At 72.3% G+C, this 17,624-nt stretch carries 14 protein-coding genes and 1 riboswitch; of the genes, 11 read left to right on the top strand and 3 right to left on the bottom strand.

Going from position 1 to position 17,624, the window contains the following annotated elements; all coding sequences use genetic code 11:
* Positions 1 to 20: 20 nt before the first annotated feature.
* A riboswitch (cobalamin riboswitch) is annotated at positions 21 to 191 on the top strand.
* Positions 192 to 377: 186 nt separating this feature from the next.
* Genes OG444_RS36420 through OG444_RS36400 form a run of 5 tightly spaced genes read left to right on the top strand, consistent with a single transcriptional unit; the run spans position 378 to position 5,790 of the window.
* The gene (locus OG444_RS36420; RefSeq protein WP_327266136.1) at positions 378 to 1,877 is read left to right on the top strand and encodes a CoA-acylating methylmalonate-semialdehyde dehydrogenase; all 1,500 of its coding nucleotides are present in this window, start codon (positions 378 to 380) and stop codon (positions 1,875 to 1,877) included.
* 4 nt (positions 1,878 to 1,881) lie between these two features.
* On the top strand, positions 1,882 to 3,027 hold the full coding sequence (locus OG444_RS36415; protein WP_327266135.1) for an acyl-CoA dehydrogenase family protein: 1,146 nt from the start codon (positions 1,882 to 1,884) through the stop codon (positions 3,025 to 3,027).
* Positions 3,024 to 4,121 carry an enoyl-CoA hydratase/isomerase family protein gene (locus OG444_RS36410; protein WP_327266134.1) on the top strand — a complete coding sequence of 366 codons (1,098 nt, stop codon included), beginning with the start codon at positions 3,024 to 3,026 and terminating at the stop codon, positions 4,119 to 4,121. The genes OG444_RS36415 and OG444_RS36410 overlap by 4 nt, the downstream gene beginning before the upstream one ends.
* Complete coding sequence (gene mmsB, locus OG444_RS36405; protein WP_327266133.1) at positions 4,118 to 5,020, top strand: 3-hydroxyisobutyrate dehydrogenase; 903 nt, start codon at positions 4,118 to 4,120, stop codon at positions 5,018 to 5,020. Before OG444_RS36410 ends, mmsB begins: the two co-directional genes overlap by 4 nt.
* Entirely contained in the window at positions 5,017 to 5,790 is a 774-nt protein-coding gene (locus tag OG444_RS36400) for an enoyl-CoA hydratase (protein ID WP_327266132.1), read from the top strand. Before mmsB ends, OG444_RS36400 begins: the two co-directional genes overlap by 4 nt.
* Positions 5,791 to 5,879: 89 nt before the next feature.
* Here the strand turns inward: OG444_RS36400 and OG444_RS36395 are convergent, their stop codons facing one another.
* Genes OG444_RS36395 through OG444_RS36385 form a run of 3 tightly spaced genes read right to left on the bottom strand, consistent with a single transcriptional unit; the run spans position 5,880 to position 9,785 of the window.
* Positions 5,880 to 7,946 (bottom strand): iron ABC transporter permease, encoded by a 2,067-nt coding sequence (locus tag OG444_RS36395; protein WP_327266131.1) that lies wholly within the window; start codon positions 7,944 to 7,946, stop codon positions 5,880 to 5,882.
* Positions 7,947 to 7,950: 4 nt separating this feature from the next.
* Complete coding sequence (locus tag OG444_RS36390) at positions 7,951 to 8,928, bottom strand: iron-siderophore ABC transporter substrate-binding protein (RefSeq protein WP_327266130.1); 978 nt, start codon at positions 8,926 to 8,928, stop codon at positions 7,951 to 7,953.
* Complete coding sequence (locus OG444_RS36385) at positions 8,925 to 9,785, bottom strand: ABC transporter ATP-binding protein (protein ID WP_327266129.1); 861 nt, start codon at positions 9,783 to 9,785, stop codon at positions 8,925 to 8,927. Before OG444_RS36385 ends, OG444_RS36390 begins: the two co-directional genes overlap by 4 nt.
* A gap of 224 nt (positions 9,786 to 10,009) precedes the next feature.
* Between OG444_RS36385 and OG444_RS36380 the strand changes: the two genes are divergently transcribed.
* The 6 genes from OG444_RS36380 (at position 10,010) to OG444_RS36355 (ending at position 17,339) form a co-directional block, all read left to right on the top strand.
* Positions 10,010 to 10,696, top strand: a complete 687-nt coding sequence (locus OG444_RS36380) for a response regulator transcription factor (protein WP_327266128.1) — start codon at positions 10,010 to 10,012, stop codon at positions 10,694 to 10,696.
* Positions 10,693 to 12,072, top strand: a complete 1,380-nt coding sequence (locus OG444_RS36375; protein WP_327266127.1) for a HAMP domain-containing sensor histidine kinase — start codon at positions 10,693 to 10,695, stop codon at positions 12,070 to 12,072. Before OG444_RS36380 ends, OG444_RS36375 begins: the two co-directional genes overlap by 4 nt.
* Positions 12,073 to 12,254: 182 nt before the next feature.
* Positions 12,255 to 14,564 (top strand): MMPL family transporter, encoded by a 2,310-nt coding sequence (locus tag OG444_RS36370; protein WP_327266126.1) that lies wholly within the window; start codon positions 12,255 to 12,257, stop codon positions 14,562 to 14,564.
* Positions 14,561 to 15,286: an LmeA family phospholipid-binding protein gene (locus OG444_RS36365; protein WP_327266125.1), complete on the top strand. Its 726-nt coding sequence runs from the start codon at positions 14,561 to 14,563 to the stop codon at positions 15,284 to 15,286. The genes OG444_RS36370 and OG444_RS36365 overlap by 4 nt, the downstream gene beginning before the upstream one ends.
* 129 nt (positions 15,287 to 15,415) lie before the next feature.
* Entirely contained in the window at positions 15,416 to 16,147 is a 732-nt protein-coding gene (locus OG444_RS36360) for a TetR-like C-terminal domain-containing protein (protein ID WP_327266124.1), read from the top strand.
* A 40-nt stretch (positions 16,148 to 16,187) separates the two neighbouring features.
* Complete coding sequence (locus OG444_RS36355) at positions 16,188 to 17,339, top strand: MAB_1171c family putative transporter (RefSeq protein WP_327266123.1); 1,152 nt, start codon at positions 16,188 to 16,190, stop codon at positions 17,337 to 17,339.
* Positions 17,340 to 17,624: the final 285 nt, after the last annotated feature.

Below are 17,624 nucleotides of genomic sequence, written 5' to 3'. Positions count from 1 at the left end.
TAGGACGTCCAACTATATGTTCGTGGCACAAGGTCCGCGGTGCAGGGAAGCCGGTGAGAATCCGGCACGGTCCCGCCACTGTGACCGGGGAGTGTGCTGCCATCCACACGCCACTGACGAGGTCTGTCGGGAAGGCGGGCGGCGCGCGGGGATCCGGGAGTCAGGATACCGGCCGCGGAACGTTCCGTGTTTTCCACGAGGATGGAGCAGACACGCATGGCACCGGTTTGTACCCACGACCCTGGTGATCCGGCGGAGCGCACGCACGCCTTCGCGCGCTCGTAGTCCCACGGCCCTCCCAGCGGCGCACCCCATCGGGTGCCGTCCGCGGGTCCGCCGTGCCATCCCCGGATCCAACCTGACGAGAGCAGGCACCCATGGTCCGCGAACTCACCCATTTCATCGGCGGCAAGCACACCACCGGATCCTCCGGTCTCTTCACCGACGTCCACGACCCCAACACCGGCGCCGTCCAGGCCCGTGTCCCGCTCGCGGGGCGGGCCGACACCGAGGCCGCCATCGCCGACGCCGAAGAGGCGCAGGCCGACTGGGGGCAGTGGAACCCGCAGCGCCGCTCGCGCGTGCTCCTTCGGTTCCTCCAGCTGGTGGAGGGCGAACGGGACTCCCTCGCCCGGCTGTTGTCCTCCGAGCACGGAAAGACCGTCGCCGACTCCCACGGCGATCTGCAACGCGGCCTGGAGGTGGTGGAGTTCGCCGCCGGCGTCCCGCACCTGCTGAAGGGCGAGTTCACCGACAACGCGGGCAGCGGGATCGACGTGCACTCGCTGCGCTCGCCACTGGGCGTGGTCGCCGGGATCACCCCCTTCAACTTCCCCGCGATGATCCCCCTGTGGCAGGCCGCCCCCGCCCTGGCCTGTGGGAACGCCTTCATCCTGAAGCCGTCCGAACGGGACCCGTCCGTACCGCTGCGCCTGGCCGAGCTGTTCCTGGAAGCAGGTCTGCCGCCCGGTGTGCTGAATGTGGTCAACGGCGGCAAGGAGGCCGTCGACACCCTCCTCGAGGACCCGCGCGTCCAGGCTCTCGGCTTCGTCGGCTCCACCCCGATCGCCGCGCACATCTACGCCACCGCCGCCGCCCACGGCAAGCGCGCCCAGTGCTTCGGCGGCGCCAAGAACCACATGATCGTGATGCCCGACGCCGATCTCGACCAGGCCGTGGAGGCGCTCATCGGCGCCGGCTACGGCTCCGCGGGCGAGCGCTGCATGGCCATCGCCGTCGCCGTCCCCGTCGGCGAGGAGACCGCGGACGCGCTGGTGACGAAGCTGAAGCAGCGCATTGCCACCCTGCGCGTCGGCCGCTCCGACGACCCCGGGGCCGACTTCGGGCCGCTGGTCAGCCGGGACGCCCTCGACCGGGTGAACCGCTACGTCGGCATCGGTGCCACCGAGGGCGCCGAACTCGTCGTGGACGGACGCGGGTTCACCCTCCCCGGGCACGAGAGCGGCTACTTCGCCGGCGCCACCCTCTTCGACCGCGTGACCCCCCGGATGCGGATCTACCGCGAGGAGATCTTCGGCCCGGTGCTGTCCGTCGTACGGGCCGCCGACTACGAGGAGGCCCTGCGCCTGCCCACCGAGCACCCGTACGGCAACGGCGTCGCGATCTTCACCCGTGACGGCGACACGGCACGCGATTTCACCCGCCGGGTGGGCGCCGGCATGGTCGGCGTCAACGTGCCGATCCCCGTTCCCGTGGCCTACCACACCTTCGGCGGCTGGAAGCGGTCCGGCTTCGGCGATCTCAACCAGCACGGCCCCGACTCGATCCGCTTCTACACCCGTACCAAGACCGTCACCTCGCGCTGGCCCTCCGGGGCCAAGGAGAGCGCGAGCTTCACCATCCCGACGATGGGCTGAGCCCGTGACCCTCACGCTCACCCCCGATCAGCTCGCCCTCGCCGCGGTCACCCTCGACTTCGCCCAGGAGCAGCTCGGCCCGTACGCCGTCGCCTGGGACCAGGACAAGCACTTTCCGCTGGACGTGATCCGCAAGGCGGCGGACCTCGGGCTCGGCGGCGTCTACGTCCGCGAGGAGCACGGCGGGTCCGGGCTCAGCCGCAGCGACGGCGTCCTCGTCTTCGAGACCCTCGCCACCGGCTGTCCGTCCATCGCCGGGTACCTCTCCATCCACAACATGGTCGCCTGGATGATCGACCGGTACGGGGACGTGGCGCAGCGGGCCCGCTGGCTCCCCGATCTGTGCAGCGCCCGGTCCCTGGGCAGCTACTGCCTGACCGAGCCCGGCGCCGGATCCGACGCCGCCGCACTGCGCACCCGGGCCGAGCACACGGGTGACGGCTACGTACTGACCGGGGTCAAGCAGTTCATCTCCGGCGCGGGTGCCTCCGAGGTCTACATCGTCATGGCACGCACCGGCACGCAGGGCTCGGGCGGCATCTCCGCCTTCGTCGTCGAACGCGACGACCCCGGGGTCTCCTTCGGTCCGAACGAGCGAAAGATGGGCTGGAACGCCCAGCCCACCCGCCAGGTGATCCTCGACGGGGTCCGCGTCCCCGCCGACCGTCGGCTCGGCGCCGAGGGCGACGGCTTCCGCATCGCCATGAACGCTCTCAACGGCGGCCGGCTCGGCATCGCCGCCTGCTCGCTGGGCGGTGCGCAGAGCGCACTGGACCGCAGTCTGGCGTATCTGGCCGACCGGGAGGCCTTCGGGGCCCGGCTGCTGGACGCGCAGGCATTGCAGTTCCGCCTCGCGGACATGGCCACCGAGCTGGCCGCGGCCCGCGCCCTGGTCCGCCAGGCCGCCGACGCGCTGGACCGGGGCGACCCGCCGGCCCCGCAGCTGTGCGCGATGGCCAAGCGGTTCGCCACGGACACCGGCTACGCGGTCGCCGACCGGGCCCTCCAACTGCACGGCGGTTACGGCTATGTGAGCGAGTACGGCATCGAGAAGATCGTCCGCGACCTTCGGGTCCACCAGATCCTGGAAGGCACCAACGAGGTCATGCGCATCATCGTCGCCCGCGGGCTCACGGAGGCCCTGCGATGAACCACGAATCCCACGCTCACCACGAGCGCGAGCCCGGCCATGTCCTGCTGCGGACCGAGGGCCGCGCCGCGCACATCACCCTCAACCGCCCAGGCGCGCTCAACGCCCTGACCCACTCCATGGTGTTGCGCATCGACGAGGCGCTGTCGCTCTGGCAGCACGACCCGGACATCGCGACCGTCGTCATCGAGGGCGCCGGCGGTCGCGGCCTGTGCGCGGGCGGCGACATTCGCGCGATCCACGAGGACGCCCGCACCGGCGGCAGGGCGTCGGCGGACTTCTGGCGCGACGAGTACCGGCTGAACGCGCGCATCGCCCGCTACCCCAAGCCGTACGTGGCCCTCATGGACGGCATCGTCATGGGCGGCGGCGTCGGGATCTCCGCCCACGGCACCGTGCGGATCGTCACCGAACGCTCCCGCGTGGCGATGCCCGAGACGGGCATCGGCTTCGTCCCCGACGTCGGCGGCACCTACCTGCTGGCGCTGGCGCCCGGCGAGCTGGGCACGCACCTGGCCCTGACGGGTGCCCCGGCCGGTGCGGCGGACGCGCTGCTCGTCGGGCTCGCCGATCACTTCGTGCCCTCGGAGCTGCTGCCCGGGCTGTCCCGGGACCTTGCGCGGAGCTCCGTGCACGAGGTGCTGGAACGGTACGTCGGGCCCGCACCCGGCGGCGTACTCGACGGCGACCGCGCATGGATCGACCACTGCTACGCGGCGGACACGGTGGAGGACATCGTGGAGCGACTGCTGCGCAGCGGCGTCCCGGCGGCGAAGGAGGCCGCGGCCACCCTTGCGGCCAAGTCGCCCACGGCACTGAAGGTGACGTTGGCCGCCCTGCGGCGCGTCCGCGCACTCGGCCCGCTGGAAAGGGTGCTGGAGCAGGAGTACCGGATCTCCTGCGCGGCGCTGTCCTCGCCCGACCTGGTGGAGGGGATCCGGGCGCAGGTCATCGACAAGGACCGCAACCCGCGGTGGTCACCACCCTCGCTGGCGGAGGTGGGTCCGGCCGACGTGGAACGGTTCTTCGCACCGCTCGGCGAGCACGAACTGGCTCTGACGCATCCGGATTCGACTCAGGAGGTGCCCTGGTGAGCACTACCGTGGCGTTCGTAGGACTGGGCCGCATGGGTGGCCCGATGGCGGCCAACCTGGTGAAGGCCGGACATCGCGTCCTCGGCTTCGACCTGGTGCCGGAGCTGCTGGCCGGCGCGGCAGCGACGGGGGTGGAGCCGGCCTCCTCGGCCACCGCGGCGGCCACCGGGGCCGACGTGGTGATCACCATGCTGCCGGCGGGCAAGCACGTCCTGGCCCTGTACCGGGAGGGCGGGCTGCTGGCCGCCGCACGGCCCGGCACGCTCTTCGTCGACTGCTCCACCATCGACGTGGCCGACGCCCGTGCGGCTCACGAGGCGGCCGTGGCGGCCGGGCACCGGTCCCTCGACGCACCCGTCTCGGGCGGAGTGGTCGGTGCGCAGGCGGCGAGCCTCACCTTCATGGCGGGCGGCGCCGCCGCCGAGTTCGCCGCCGCGGAGCCGCTGCTCGGCGCGATGGGAAAGAAGGCCGTGCACTGCGGGGCGGCGGGCGCCGGGCAGGCCGCGAAGATCTGCAACAACATGATCCTCGCCGTCTCGATGATCGGGGTGAGCGAGGCCTTCGTCCTCGCCGAGAGCCTCGGCCTGGACCACCAGGCCCTCTACGACGTGGCGTCCACCGCCTCCGGCCAGTGCTGGGCCCTGACCGTCAACTGCCCCGTGCCCGGACCGGTTCCGGGCAGCCCCGCGAACCGTGACTACCTGCCCGGCTTCGCCGCACCGCTCATGGCCAAGGACCTCGCCCTGGCGGCGACCGCCCTGCGGGCCGGCGGGGTGGAGGCGCCCCTGGGCCTGAAGGCCGCCGAGCTGTACGAGGCCTTCGCCGCCGGCGAGGGCGCCGGCCTCGACTTCTCGGCGATCGTCCGCACCCTGCGACCCCGGAACGGAACACCCGCATGACGTACGAAACCATCCTGCTGGAGCGCAAGGGGCGGGTGGCCGTCCTGACCCTCAACCGCCCGGAGGCCCTCAACGCCCTGAACCTCACGGTCATGACCGAGGTGGTGGCCGCCGCAGAGGAGCTGGACCGGGACCCCGGGGTCGGGTGCATCGTCCTCACCGGCTCCGCGAAGGCCTTTGCGGCGGGGGCCGACATCAAGGAGATGCGGCCGCAGAGCTACATGGACATGTACCTCTCCGACTGGTTCACCGCCTGGGACCGGCTGGGCCAGGTACGCACGCCCACCCTCGCGGCGGTATCCGGCCACGCCCTGGGCGGCGGCTGCGAACTCGCCATGCTGTGCGACATTCTGCTGGCCGCCGACAGCGCGAGGTTCGGTCAGCCCGAGATCAGGCTCGGGGTGATCCCGGGCATCGGCGGCTCGCAGCGGCTCACCCGGGCCGTCGGCAAGGCCAAGGCGATGGAGCTGTGCCTGACGGGCCGCACCATGGACGCCGTCGAGGCCGAACGGGCCGGCCTGGTGTCACGGATCGTCCCGGCCGACGATCTGCTGACCGAGGCCCTCGCGGTCGCCGAGACCGTCGCCGGGATGTCCAAGCCGGTCGCGATGATGGCCAAGGAGGCCGTGAACCGGGCCTTCGAGACCACCCTCACCGAGGGCGTCCGCTTCGAACGCCGCCTGTTCCACGCTGTGTTCGCCACGGCCGACCAGAAGGAGGGCATGGCCGCCTTCGTGGACAAGCGCCCGCCCCGCTTCAGCCACGGCTGAGCCATGCACGAAGGACCGGGTACGGCGCGCCGGTGCGCGTCGTACCCGGTCCTTTCCATCTGCCCTCGGGCGGGCCCGCGTGCATGCGCCTAACGGCGGCTGCGCACGAGCAGATGGAGGAAGTACGGCGTACCGATCACGGCGGTCATCAGGCCGGCGCCGAGCTGGGCCGGTGCGATCACGGTGCGGCCCACCAGGTCCGCGGTGCAGACCAGGACGGCGCCGAGGAGCACCGCGACCGGGACCACCCGGGCGTGCTGCCGGCCCACGAGGGCCCGGGCCGCGTGCGGCGCCACGAGCCCCACGAAGCCGATCGTGCCGGCGGCGGCCACGGCGGTCGCGCTGAGCAGGACGCCGATGAGGAGGAAGCCGAAGCGTCCACGGCCCAGGCTCAGTCCGAGCAGCCTCGGGGTGTCCTCGTCGAGCGACACGAGGTCGAGTTCGGTGCGCCGGGCGACCGCGATGACCAGGCCCAGGGCCAGGACGATCGCGAGGGGCACCACGTCGGGCAGGGTCCTGCCGTAGGTGGAGCCGGAGAGCCAGGTGAGCGCCTTCGTCGCGTTGAACGGGTCGGTGAGGATGATGAGGAGGCTGACGAGGGCGGCCGACGCGGTGGCGACGCCGAACCCGACGAGGACGAGGCGGTTCTGCTGGAACCCGCCGCGCGCCGCCAGTCCGAAGACGATGACGGAGCTGAGGGCGGCGCCCGCGAACGCGGCGCCCGCCACGCTCCAGGATCCGGCCAGGGGCACCGTCGTCACGAGGAGGACGGCGCCCAGCGCCGCGCCGCCGGAGACGCCGAGGATGCCCGGTTCGGCGAGCGGGTTGCGGGTCACGGCCTGCACCAGGGTTCCGGCGAGGGCGAGCGCAGCTCCGGCGAGGAGGGCGGCGAGGATGCGCGGCACCCGGGTGTCGAGGACGAAGGTGATCGTCCGTCCGGCCCGTCCCTGGGCCCAGTTCAGCACGTCGCCGAGCAGCAGCTTGGTGTCGCCCAGCAGTACGGCGGCGAGGATCACGCCGACGAGGACGGCCACGAGGACGGCCGTGGTGGTGAGGAAGACGGCCCGGCTCCTGATGCGCAGCCGGTCGACTGCGGCGGCTCCGGCGGTGTCCTTGACCCGGATGGCCATGACGATCAGGAAGACGGCGCCGACGAGGCTGGTGACGACGCCGGTGGGCACCGCGACCGCCACGTCCGACCGTACGAAGGCGCGCAGCAGGACGTCGGATCCGAGAACCAGCGCCGCACCGGTGAGTCCCGCGACCGGCAGGCTCGCACGGCTCCTGGTGAACCCGCGGATGCGGCGGGCGAGCGGCCGTACGAGGGCGGGGGCGCACATGCCGACGAAGCCGACGGGTCCGGCGAGCGTGACGGCGGCCGTGGAGAGCAGGGCGGCGAGCACGACGGCGGTGACCCGGGTGGACCGGACGGGGACGCCGAGGCCGCGGGCGGCGTCGTCGCCGAGGGCCAGGGCGTCGACGCGGCGGGCGAGGAGCAGCAGGCCGACGAGGGCGATCAGGCCGATCGGCGCCATCTGCAGGATTCCGTCGAAGCCGTGCTGGGCGATGCTGCCCTGGTTCCACCGGAAGATGCCGTCGGTCTGCTGGGGGAACAGCAGGAGCAGGCCCTCGGTGATGGCGGAGAGGCCGAGGGTGAGGGCGCTGCCCGCGAGGACGAGCCGGACGGTACCGGCGCCGAGGCCGGACAGCCCGAGGACGACGGCCGCCGCGGCGAGGCCGCCGACGAAGGCGACGCCGGAGGAGGCCAGCAGCGGGAGGGAGACGCCGGAGACGGCGAGGAGGCCGAGGCCGAAGTAGGAGCCGGCGTTGACGGCGAGGGTGTCGGGCGAGGCGAGGACGTTGCGGCTGACCGCTTGGAGGGCGGCGCCCGCCATGCCGAGGACGGCGCCGACGAACAGTCCGGCGGCCATGCGCGGCAGCCGGGAGGCGATGACGACGGACGCGTCGCCCGCCTCGGCCCGGCCGGTGAGCGCCCGCCACACCTCGGGGGCGCCGACGGCTGCGGTGCCCTGGGTGATGTCGACGGCGGCGAGGCCCGTGACGATGAGGACCAGCACGGCCGTCACCGCGGCCGCGCCCGTCCGGGACGTGAGCGACGACGGACCGGCGGCGGCGGTTGTTGCGGTGACGGCCATGGTGTTACTTCGTCAGAGCGGCGACGACGGAGTCGATGTACTTGTTCATCGACTCGGTTCCGCCGAACATCCAGATGCCGTCGGGCAGGCGGTTCACGTTGCCCTTCTGCACGAACGGCAGGGAGGTCCACACCTTGTCCTGCGCGAGGACACCGGCGAACGGGTTGCTGTCCTTGTCGCCGTCGTTGCCGATGTAGGCGAACTCGACGTCACCGAGCTTGGTGAGGCCCTCGACGTCGCTGGTGGCCAGGCCGTAGGCCGGGTCGCCCTGAACGGTCCAGGCGTTCTTCAGACCGAGCTTCTCGTTGACCCCGCCGATGAGCGAACCGCTGGTGTACGGGCGGATCGAAACCTGGTTGGAGACGACGTAGCCGTCCGCGAAGGCGTACGGGGCGCCGGCCTTGCCCGCGTCGGCGAGCGCCTTCCTGCCCGCGTCCAGCTTCGTCTGGAAGGCCTGCTTGAGCTTGCCGGACTGCTCGGTCGTGCCGGTGGCCTGGGCGATGAGGTCCAGGTTCTTGGTCATCTGGCCGATCGGGTCGGCGGCGTCGCCGGGGCGCACCTCCAGGACCGGGGCGACCTTGCGCAGCTGCTCCAGGGCGGCCGGCGGCAGGTCGGAGGTGGCGATGACGAGGTCGGGCTTGAGCGAGGCGATGGTGTCCATGCTCGGCTCACCGCGGGTGCCGATGTCCTTGGGCTCGTTCTTGAGCGGGACGGCGGTGTTCCAGGTCTTGTAGCCCTTGACGTCGGCGACGCCGACCGGCTCGACACCCAGCGAGATCAGGCTCTCGACGACGTTCCACTCGGTGCCGACGACCTTCTTGGCGGGGCCGGCGAGCTCCACCTTCGCGCCCGAGGCGTCGGTGAGGACGAGGGGCTCGGCGGTCTTCTTCGCGTCGTCGGCGGCGGGCTCGGTGGTGCCGCAGGCGGTCAGCGTGAGGGCCGCGACGGTGGCGGCCGCCGCGGTGAGGAGGAGTCGTCTCATGAGGTGGTACTGAGCCTTTCGCTTCGCAAGTGGTGCCGGCCTATCGCGCGGGTGCGCAACTGTCCGGTGAGAGGGTCGGTTTCGACGTCGATGCGGATGCCGTAGGTGTCGGTCAGCCGCTCGGGCGTCAGTACGTCTTCGGGTGCGCCGTCGGCGATGATCCGTCCCCCGTGGAGCAGGACGATCCGGTCCGCGACGGCGGCGGCCTGGTCGAGGTCGTGCAGTACGGCGCCCACGGCGATCCCGTGGCCGTCCGCCAGATCGCGCATGAGGTCGAGGAGTTCGACCTGGTAGCGCAGGTCAAGGTAGGTCGTCGGCTCGTCGAGGAGGAGCACGCCGGTCTCCTGGGCAAGGCAGCCGGCCAGCCAGACGCGCTGGAGCTGTCCGCCGGACAGGTACTCGGCGCCGCGTTCGGCGAGGTCCTCCACGCCCGTGAGGGCGAGCGCGCGCTCCACCGCGGCCCTGCCGCCCGGGTCGTCCCGGCCCCAGCGTCCGCGGTAGGGGTACCGGCCGAATGCGACGAGGTCCCGTACCGTCAGGCCGCTCGGGGTGGGGCGTCCCTGTGTCAGGAGGGCGACGCGGCGCGAGAACTCACGGGGGCTCAGCGCGAAGCCGTCGGCGTCCCCGTCGATGACGAGGGTGCCGGCCCGGGGGCGCTGCAGCCTGGCGATCGTGCGCAGCACGGTGGACTTGCCGCTGCCGTTCGGCCCCACGAGGACGGTCACTTCGCCGGGCCGGAGCGTCATGGAGGCGTCGTGTACGACGTCGACTCCGTCGTACGCCACGGTGACGCCCTTGGCGGAGAGTTCATGACCGAGGGGACGTGTGTCCGCGGAGGTCTCTTCAGCTGCTTGCACGATGGTTAGGTTAGCCTACCCTCAGAACACTGCAAGCACTTTCGGCCGCTCGATCGCAAGGGCCGGAACCAGCCAAGGCCGCACATCCGGACAAACCCGTGCAGCCCGTATACCGTCGGCGCCGTCAGCGCATTGTTCGGGGAATGTACGGGTGGCGGCGCGCCCACCGGAACGGCGGGTTCACGCGGTTAGCATCGATGCTGCCCACCGTGTGAGAGGCAATTATGACGGAGTCCAGGGGCCTCGTGCTGATCGTCGAGGACGAGCGTCACATCTCTGACGTGCAGCGCCTCTACCTGGCGCGCGACGGCTTCGGCGTCCACGTCGAGGCGGACGGGGCCGCGGGTCTCGCGGCCGCGAGGCGCATGCACCCGGTGGCGATCATTCTGGACATCGGCCTGCCCGGCATGGACGGCATCGCCTTCTGCCGCGCCCTGCGCGACGCCGGCGACTGGACACCGGTCCTGCTGGTGACCGCGCGCGGCGAGGAGGCCGACCGGATCCTGGGCCTCGAACTCGGCGCGGACGACTACCTCACCAAACCGTTCTCGCCGCGCGAGCTGGTCGCCCGGGTCAGGACCGTCCTGCGGCGCGCGGCAGGCCCTCCCGGTCCGCCGCCCGGGAGCACCGGCCGGCTCCACCTGGACCCGGTCAGCCGCACGGTGCGCCGCGACGGCGAGCCGGTCGAGCTCACCGCCACCGAGTTCAACCTGCTCGCCCACCTCCTCCACCACGTGGGCCAGGTCTTCACCCGCGAGCAACTGCTCGCCCAGGTGTGGGGATACCCCGGCTACCGCGACACCCGCATGGTCGACGTCTTCGTCTCGCAGCTGCGCGCCAAGCTCGGCGACGCCAGCCCGATCCGTACGGTCCGCGGCGTCGGGTACAGCGCGACGGCCCCCGGCCCGTGAGCCGAACCCGCCGCCCCGGCTCCCTGGCGCGCAAGATCGTGGTGCTGACCACCGTGGTGGCGGCGCTCGCCGTGGCCCTGACCGGTCTGATCGCCTGGCAGACCGCCGCACACGGAGCGGAGCAGCGCGAACGCGACCGGCTGACGCGTCAGGCCCGGGTCCTCAGCCGGCTGCCCGCCCTGTCCGAGGCGCTCTTCACCGGCGCCCAGGCCCTGGCGGGGCCGAACGGCGTGCAGATCGCGGTCGTCTCGCCCGACGGCGCCGTGAGCGGTACCGCCAGCCCGGCCCTCGACCGGGTCTCCAAGTCGGCTCTGCTGGCGGGGGATCCGGTCTCCACCACCGGCATCCTGGGCGGCCAGGACGTACTACTGGTGGGGCAGCCCGGTGTACGGGGCGGCGCGGTCGTACTGACCGAGCCGTACAACGTGGTCACCGAGGACACGAACCGGATCCGCCGCAACGTGATCGTGCCGCTGGTCTTCGGCATGCTCGGAGCGGCCCTCGCCGGCGCGCTGCTGGCCCGCCGGATCGCTCGTCCGCTCGTGACGGCCGCACAGATCGCGCACCGGCTCGCCGACGGCGAACGCGGCGTACCGGCCCCGGTCGACGGCCCCCGGGAGACTGCCGACATCGGGCGCGCCCTCAACGTCCTGGACGGGGCGCTGGCCCACAGCGAGAACCGGCAGCGGGAGTTCCTGCTCTCCGTCTCCCACGACCTGCGCACCCCGCTGACCGCTCTCCAGGGCTACGCCGAGGCTCTGGCCGACGGCCTGATCGAGCCGGACCGGGTGCCCGAGGTCGGCGGCATCCTGGCCGACGAGACCCGGCGCCTGGACCGGTTCCTGGAAGACCTGCTGGACCTGGCCCGGCTGGAGGCCGACGACTTCCGCCTGGCCGTGGCCCCGGCCGACCTGCGCGCGGTCGTCTCCGAGGCCGCCGCGTTCTGGACCGGGCTGTGCGCACGCCACGGCGTCGACCTCCGGCTGGAGCGGCCCGAGGCGCCCGTCGTCGTCGCGACGGACGCCTTCCGGGTCCGGCAGCTGATCGACGGCCTGGTCCGCAACGCCCTGCGGGTCACCCCCGAGGGCGCACCACTGGTCCTCGCCGTCCGCGCCGCCGCCACGGGCGGTGGGGCCGAACTGCAGGTCCGTGACGGCGGGCCCGGCCTCACCGACGACGACGTGCGCATCGCCTTCGCCCACGGCGCCCTCCACGAGCGCTACCGGGGCACCCGCCCGGTCGGCAGCGGCCTCGGCCTGGCCATCGCCCACCGCCTGACCGGCCGGCTCGGCGCGGCCATCCGCGTCGAGGGGCACGGTCCGGAGGGCGGCGCCTGCTTCACCGTCACCCTCCCGTCGGCACCGGCCCCCGGCTGAGGAATCACGGATCCGCCCGCCCCCGCCCCCGCCCCCGCCGCCTCGCCGGGCACGGGGAGCGCGCCCGTAAGCCCGCGCGCCCGTAAGCCCGGGTGCCCGTAAGCCCGCGTGCCCGTAAGCCCGTACATTCCCCGAACAATGCGCCCACGGCTCCCTTACACACACCGCGCACAGTGACCCCCATGAACACTGAATCGGCCCAGGGGCCGGGGTTGCTCCACCGGAGCGGGCGCTGGTGCGCCCGGCACGCCTGGCGGGTCGTCGCCCTGTGGGTGCTGGCACTGATGGGCCTGGGGCTGGCCAACCACACATGGGGCGGCTCCTTCGCGGACAGCTTCTCCCTGCCCGGAACCAGCACCCAGACCGGCGCCGACCTGCTGGCGGCCCACACCACCGGATCCGGCGGCACGGCCTCCGCCGTCGTGCTCACCACGGACGAAGGACCGGTCACCGGTCGCCGGGCGGCGATCGACTCGGCCGTCGCCGACCTGCGCCGGCTGCCGGACGTCCTGTCGGTCACCGATCCGTTCACCACGCCCGGGGCGGTCTCCGCGGACGGCGGGAGCGCCCAGGTGACCGTCCGCTTCGACGGCAACCCGGCGAGCTTCGACCCCTCCTACCTCACCGGGGTCGACACCGCCGTCGAGCCGCTGCGCGCCGCCGACGTCACCGTCGAGTACGGGTCCCCGCTCGGGGAGCTGGCCACGCCCAAGTCCGCCGACCGTGCCTCGGAGGCCATCGGCCTGGCCGTCGCCGTGCTCGTGCTGCTGATCGGCTTCGGCAGCATCGCCGCCACCGGGCTGCCGCTGCTGACGGCCGTGATCGGCCTGGCCGTCAGCCTGGCCGGTCTCGGCCTGCTCGCCGGGCAGTTCGGCTTCGCCCAGGCGGCCCCGACCCTGGCCGCGATGATGGGCCTCGGAGTCGGCATCGACTACGCGCTCTTCCTGGCCACCCGCTACCGGGCCCTGCTGCACGCCGGAACGGAAACCCTCGAGGCGGTCGGGCGTACGGTCGCCACCAGCGGCCGGGCCGTACTGGTCGCCGCCGCCACGGTGGCCATGGCCCTGGGTGGCCTCTGCGCCTCCGGCGTGGGGTTCATCGGCGCCCTCGGCTTCGCCGCCGGACTCAGTGTCGTCGTGGCCGCCGCCGCGTCCGTGACGCTGACTCCCGCCCTGCTGGGCCTGCTCGGCCGCCGGATCGACCGCTTCCACGTGCGCAGGCCGGTCGCCGAACCCACCGGTGAATCGGACGTCTGGCACCGCTGGGCGCTCCGGGTCAGCCGGCGGCCCTGGCTCTTCCTGGTCAGCGGCCTGCTCGTCCTCGGCGTCCTGGCCGTCCCGGTCGCCTCCCTGCAGCTCGGCCACGTCGATGCCGGAGCCCAGTCCACCAGCAGGACCGACCGCCGCGCCTACGACCTGATCACCGAGGGCTTCGGCCCCGGCGCCAACGGCCCGCTGACCGTCGTCACCCATCTCGACAGCCGTCACATCGCGAGCGAGGGCCTGCGCAAGGACCTCGCCGCCGCCCTGCAGCGGGACCTGGCCGCCGTACCGGGCGTCGCCTCCGTCACTCCCCCGGTCGCGAGCCCCGATCACGCCCTGCTCATCACCACCGTCGTGCCCACCACCGGGCCGCAGGACCGGGCCACCGCCGACCTGATCCACACCCTGCGGGACGAGACGGTGCCGCAGGCGCTGTCGGGCACCGGAGCCACCGGCTACCTCACCGGCACGACGGCCGCCGCCCAGACCTTCACCGACACGCTCACCGCCAAACTGCCCCTGATCATCGCGGTGGTCGTCGCGGCCGCCTTCCTGCTGCTGCTCGCCGTGTTCCGCAGCCCGCTGGTGGCGCTCAAGGCCGCCGTGCTCAACCTCTTCTCCATCGCCGCTGCCTACGGAGTGGTCGTCGCCGTCTTCCAATGGGGCTGGGGCAGCTCGCTGTTCGGCCTCGGCGAGAAGGTGCCCGTCGAGTCCTACGTACCGATGATGATGTTCGCGATCGTCTTCGGGCTCTCCATGGACTACGAGGTCTTCCTGCTGTCCCGGATCCGCGAGACGTGGCTGCAGCACGGGGACAACCACCTGGCCGTCGCCACCGGCATCGCCGCCACCGCCCGCGTGATCACCTGTGCGGCGCTGATCATGACCAGTGTCTTCCTGGCCTTCCTGCTCTCCACCAACGTCGCCGTCAAAATGCTCGCGCTGGGCCTGGGGGTGAGCGTCATCATCGACGCCACCGTGGTCCGCCTGCTCCTTGTACCCGCGTCCATGTACCTCTTCGGGCGCGCCAACTGGTGGCTCCCCGGCTGGCTGGACCGGCTCCTTCCGCACCTCGACCCGGAGGGGCCCGCCGCCGGGTCGGAGGTCCTTCCCCCGCCCTCACCCGAAGCCGGACCCGCACGGGCACCCGCACCGGGACACGAAGCCGCATCCGAACCCGAACCCACGCCCGCACTCGATGTCGCACCCGCCCGAGGAGACCGGCGATGAAGCGCGCCCTGACGAAGACCGGGACCTGGGCAGCGCTGCGCCGCCACCTCGTCCTCACGGTCACGGCCACCGTGGTCCTGCTGGCCGTCGTCGCCACCGGCGCGGCCGAGTACACGGTCCGCGGCCTGATCCAGAGCCGTGTCGCGAAGGCGGCGCCCGGCCTCGGCGACGACGTGGCGGTCGGCGTCACCGACGGCTGGGCCCTGTGGGGCCTCGCGCACGAGAACATCCCCCGGCTCGACATCAGCAGCGACGACGCCCGGGTCGGGCGGCTCTCCCAAGTCCGCGTCCGGGCACGGCTGGACGACGTCCGTCTCGGTGGGGCGACCACCGTCGGCAGCTCGCACGTGGACGTGACGGTCTCGACGCAGTCCCTCGCCGCCGCGATCCGCGACGCCGTACCGTCCGTGGCCGTCGCGGCGGTGACCACCGATCCGGCGAAGGGGACCGTACTCGCGGACGTCGGCCCGGGCGGAGTCGGGCGGCTGACGCTGCGTCCCGTACTCGCCGACGGCAAGGTCACCCTCGCCGTCGACGGGCTCACCCTGTTCGGCCGCTCCGTGTCCACCGACCGGCTGGGGATCGGGGCCAATGGCTTCGGGCCAGGAGCGGGTGCGCCGACGGACTATCCCCTCGGACTCGCGGCCACCTCCGCGGAGGTCCGGCCGGACGGCCTGCACGTCGCCCTGACGGGCGGGCCCAGCGCCCTCACCGACAGCTGACACCGACCCCGGTCGACCGCATTCGCCCGGAACGTTCCGAACCCGCCCGGTGGCCGGAAAACAGTGCATGACCTGGGCGTCGGCGAGAGCGCACTCACCGCTGCGGGGGCCGGCGGGTACGGTTCCGGCATGGACGTTTCCGCAATGAGTCCGACCGGCGACGACGACATCACCCCGGCGGTGGTGATCAAGGACGTCGCGCGCGGGCAGCTGGTCAAACTCGGGGCGGCAGGCCTGTCCCCGGACACCGTGGCGCGCGACAGCGGCCTCCCCGTCGCCGATGTCGAAGCCGTCTTCCCGCACCGCGACGATCTGTTGACCGCCCTGGTCATCGACGCCTACGACGCCTCCGGCGAGGCGATGGAACAAGCCGACGGCGCGGCGCGGGAGGCCGGTGCGTCCGGGGGCGCACGGCTCCTCGCGGTCACCCGCGCGCTGCGGCGGTGGTCGTTCGAGAACCCCGCCGAATTCACCCTGATCTACGGTTCGCCCGTGCCGGGCTACCACGCCCCGCAGGACACGGTCCCCTCCGCCTCGCGGACCCCCGCGGTCCTCGCCGGCATCGTCCGCTCCGCGCTGGAGGCCGGTGAACTCACCCCGCCCCGGCGGTCGGTGCCCGGCCCGCCGCTGCTCCTGCCGGAGGCCGTGCAGCTCTTCGGCGGCGCGCCCGAGGCTCCGTTCTCGGACATCATCGAGCGCGGCATCGTCCTGTGGAGCAATCTGATCGGCCTCCTGGTGTTCCAGGTCTTCAGCCGTACCCACGACAGTGTCCGCGACGAGGCGGCCTTCTTCGACTACGCCATCGCCGTGGCGGCCGAGAGCATCGGCCTCGTGGTCCCCCTGCCCGAGACGACCGACTGACCCTTCCGCCGCACGTGCGGCTGCTGCAGAAATCCGGGACGTGAACACCACCAGAACCCTGTGCTTCGTCATAGCCGCGCTCTCGTCGTACGCGGCGCTCGTCTACCGGCTGTGCCAGGCGCGGCGCAGCTGGAGGGACGGCGCGTACCGCACGCTGATCGCCACCCTGCTGCTCCAGTGCCTCACCTTCACCATGGGGGCCCTGGCCATGGGGGGCGCCCCCCTGCTGGGAGTCGGCAATCTGGCCATCCTCCTCATGCACCTGTCGGCGGTCGCCTTCTGCGTCAGCGCGCAGATCATCCTGCTGCGCTGGGCCGCCGCGGACGAGGAGTCGGTACGCAGGACCCGCTACTGGCTGGTCACCGGCATCGTCCTCGACGTGCTGCTGACGGCCCTCTTCTTCCTCGCCGACGGCACCGGCCGGCCGGCATCGGACTTCGACGGCACGAGCGAGCCGCTGCTCCTCACCTATCTGCTGGCGTTCATCGTCTCCCAGGCGATTCCTTGCGTCACCATCTACCTCCAGTGCGGCCCGTACGCCCGGATGACGGACAACGCCTCGCTGCGCCAGGCCCTGCGGCTGCTCTCGGTCACCGCGGTGGTCCTGTTCCTCTACTGCGCGGCCAGGACGGTCAACATCCTCACGGCGGCGAGCGGGGTCGACATCGGCGCCTGGAAGGTGGCCGCCTCGGTCTTCAGCGCCGCGGGCATCGTGATGCTCTCGCTCAGCCTGACCAACTCCTCCTGGGGGCCGTCGGCGACCCGGCTCCTGGACTGGTCCCGCACCTACCGCTCGTACCGGGCTCTCTACCCGCTCTGGCGCGACCTCTACGAGTCATCCCCGGACATCGCCCTGGAACCGCCCGGTGCCTCGGTCTCCGACCTCGACTACCGGCTGCACCGCCGGGTCGTCGAAATACGCGACGGCTGGCGGGACTTGCGTCCGTACATCGACCGCAGCACCCACGGGGGTCGCGATCCGGACAAGGAGGGGAGCGCGGAGTCCCGGCAGGCTTTCGCCGAAGCGGCACGGATCAAGCGGGCCTTGCAGGCAAAACTGACCGACACGGTGCCCCAGTACAACAAGGATGCCGGTGATTTCGACGACCGCGATACGAACAACTTCGCGGCAGAGCTCGCATGGCTCACCAAAGTGGCAGCCGCCTACAGTAAGCTCGGCAAGGCGAGTTGAGAACTCCCGCCCGGTTTGCATCCCCCGTCAAACCGGGCGGGTTTCCCGTTTCCCCCGCTGTTCGGGCGGCCGGACGGGTGGCTCCCGCCCGGACTGGCCCGGCCCATCCCCCGAGGGTCGGGCCAGTTCGATGTCACCGACGACCAACTTGGCATCCCCCGTGAGCCAAGTTAGCTGTCAGCTATCGACCGGTCCCCAACGTTGGCCGAGTCAGGCGCAATTGTCAACTGACCGCTAATCTGTGAGACTTGCGCTTAGCTGAGGGCTATACCGAGGAGGCGACGG

The organism is Streptomyces sp. NBC_01232, assembly GCF_035989885.1.
GTDB lineage: Bacteria > Actinomycetota > Actinomycetes > Streptomycetales > Streptomycetaceae > Streptomyces.
This window is presented reverse-complemented; position numbering and strand designations above follow the sequence as displayed.

Excerpts from the sequence above, each read along its gene's own strand:
- OG444_RS36360 (WP_327266124.1), top strand. The coding sequence starts at position 15,416 with ATGGACGTTTCCGCAATGAGTCCGACCGGCGACGACGACATCACCCCG.
- OG444_RS36410 (WP_327266134.1), top strand. The coding sequence starts at position 3,024 with ATGAACCACGAATCCCACGCTCACCACGAGCGCGAGCCCGGCCATGTC.
- OG444_RS36370 (WP_327266126.1), top strand. The coding sequence starts at position 12,255 with ATGAACACTGAATCGGCCCAGGGGCCGGGGTTGCTCCACCGGAGCGGG.
- OG444_RS36390 (WP_327266130.1), bottom strand. The coding sequence starts at position 8,928 with ATGAGACGACTCCTCCTCACCGCGGCGGCCGCCACCGTCGCGGCCCTC.
- OG444_RS36380 (WP_327266128.1), top strand. The coding sequence starts at position 10,010 with ATGACGGAGTCCAGGGGCCTCGTGCTGATCGTCGAGGACGAGCGTCAC.
- OG444_RS36365 (WP_327266125.1), top strand. The coding sequence starts at position 14,561 with ATGAAGCGCGCCCTGACGAAGACCGGGACCTGGGCAGCGCTGCGCCGC.
- OG444_RS36395 (WP_327266131.1), bottom strand. The coding sequence starts at position 7,946 with ATGGCCGTCACCGCAACAACCGCCGCCGCCGGTCCGTCGTCGCTCACG.
- OG444_RS36420 (WP_327266136.1), top strand. The coding sequence starts at position 378 with ATGGTCCGCGAACTCACCCATTTCATCGGCGGCAAGCACACCACCGGA.
- OG444_RS36400 (WP_327266132.1), top strand. The coding sequence starts at position 5,017 with ATGACGTACGAAACCATCCTGCTGGAGCGCAAGGGGCGGGTGGCCGTC.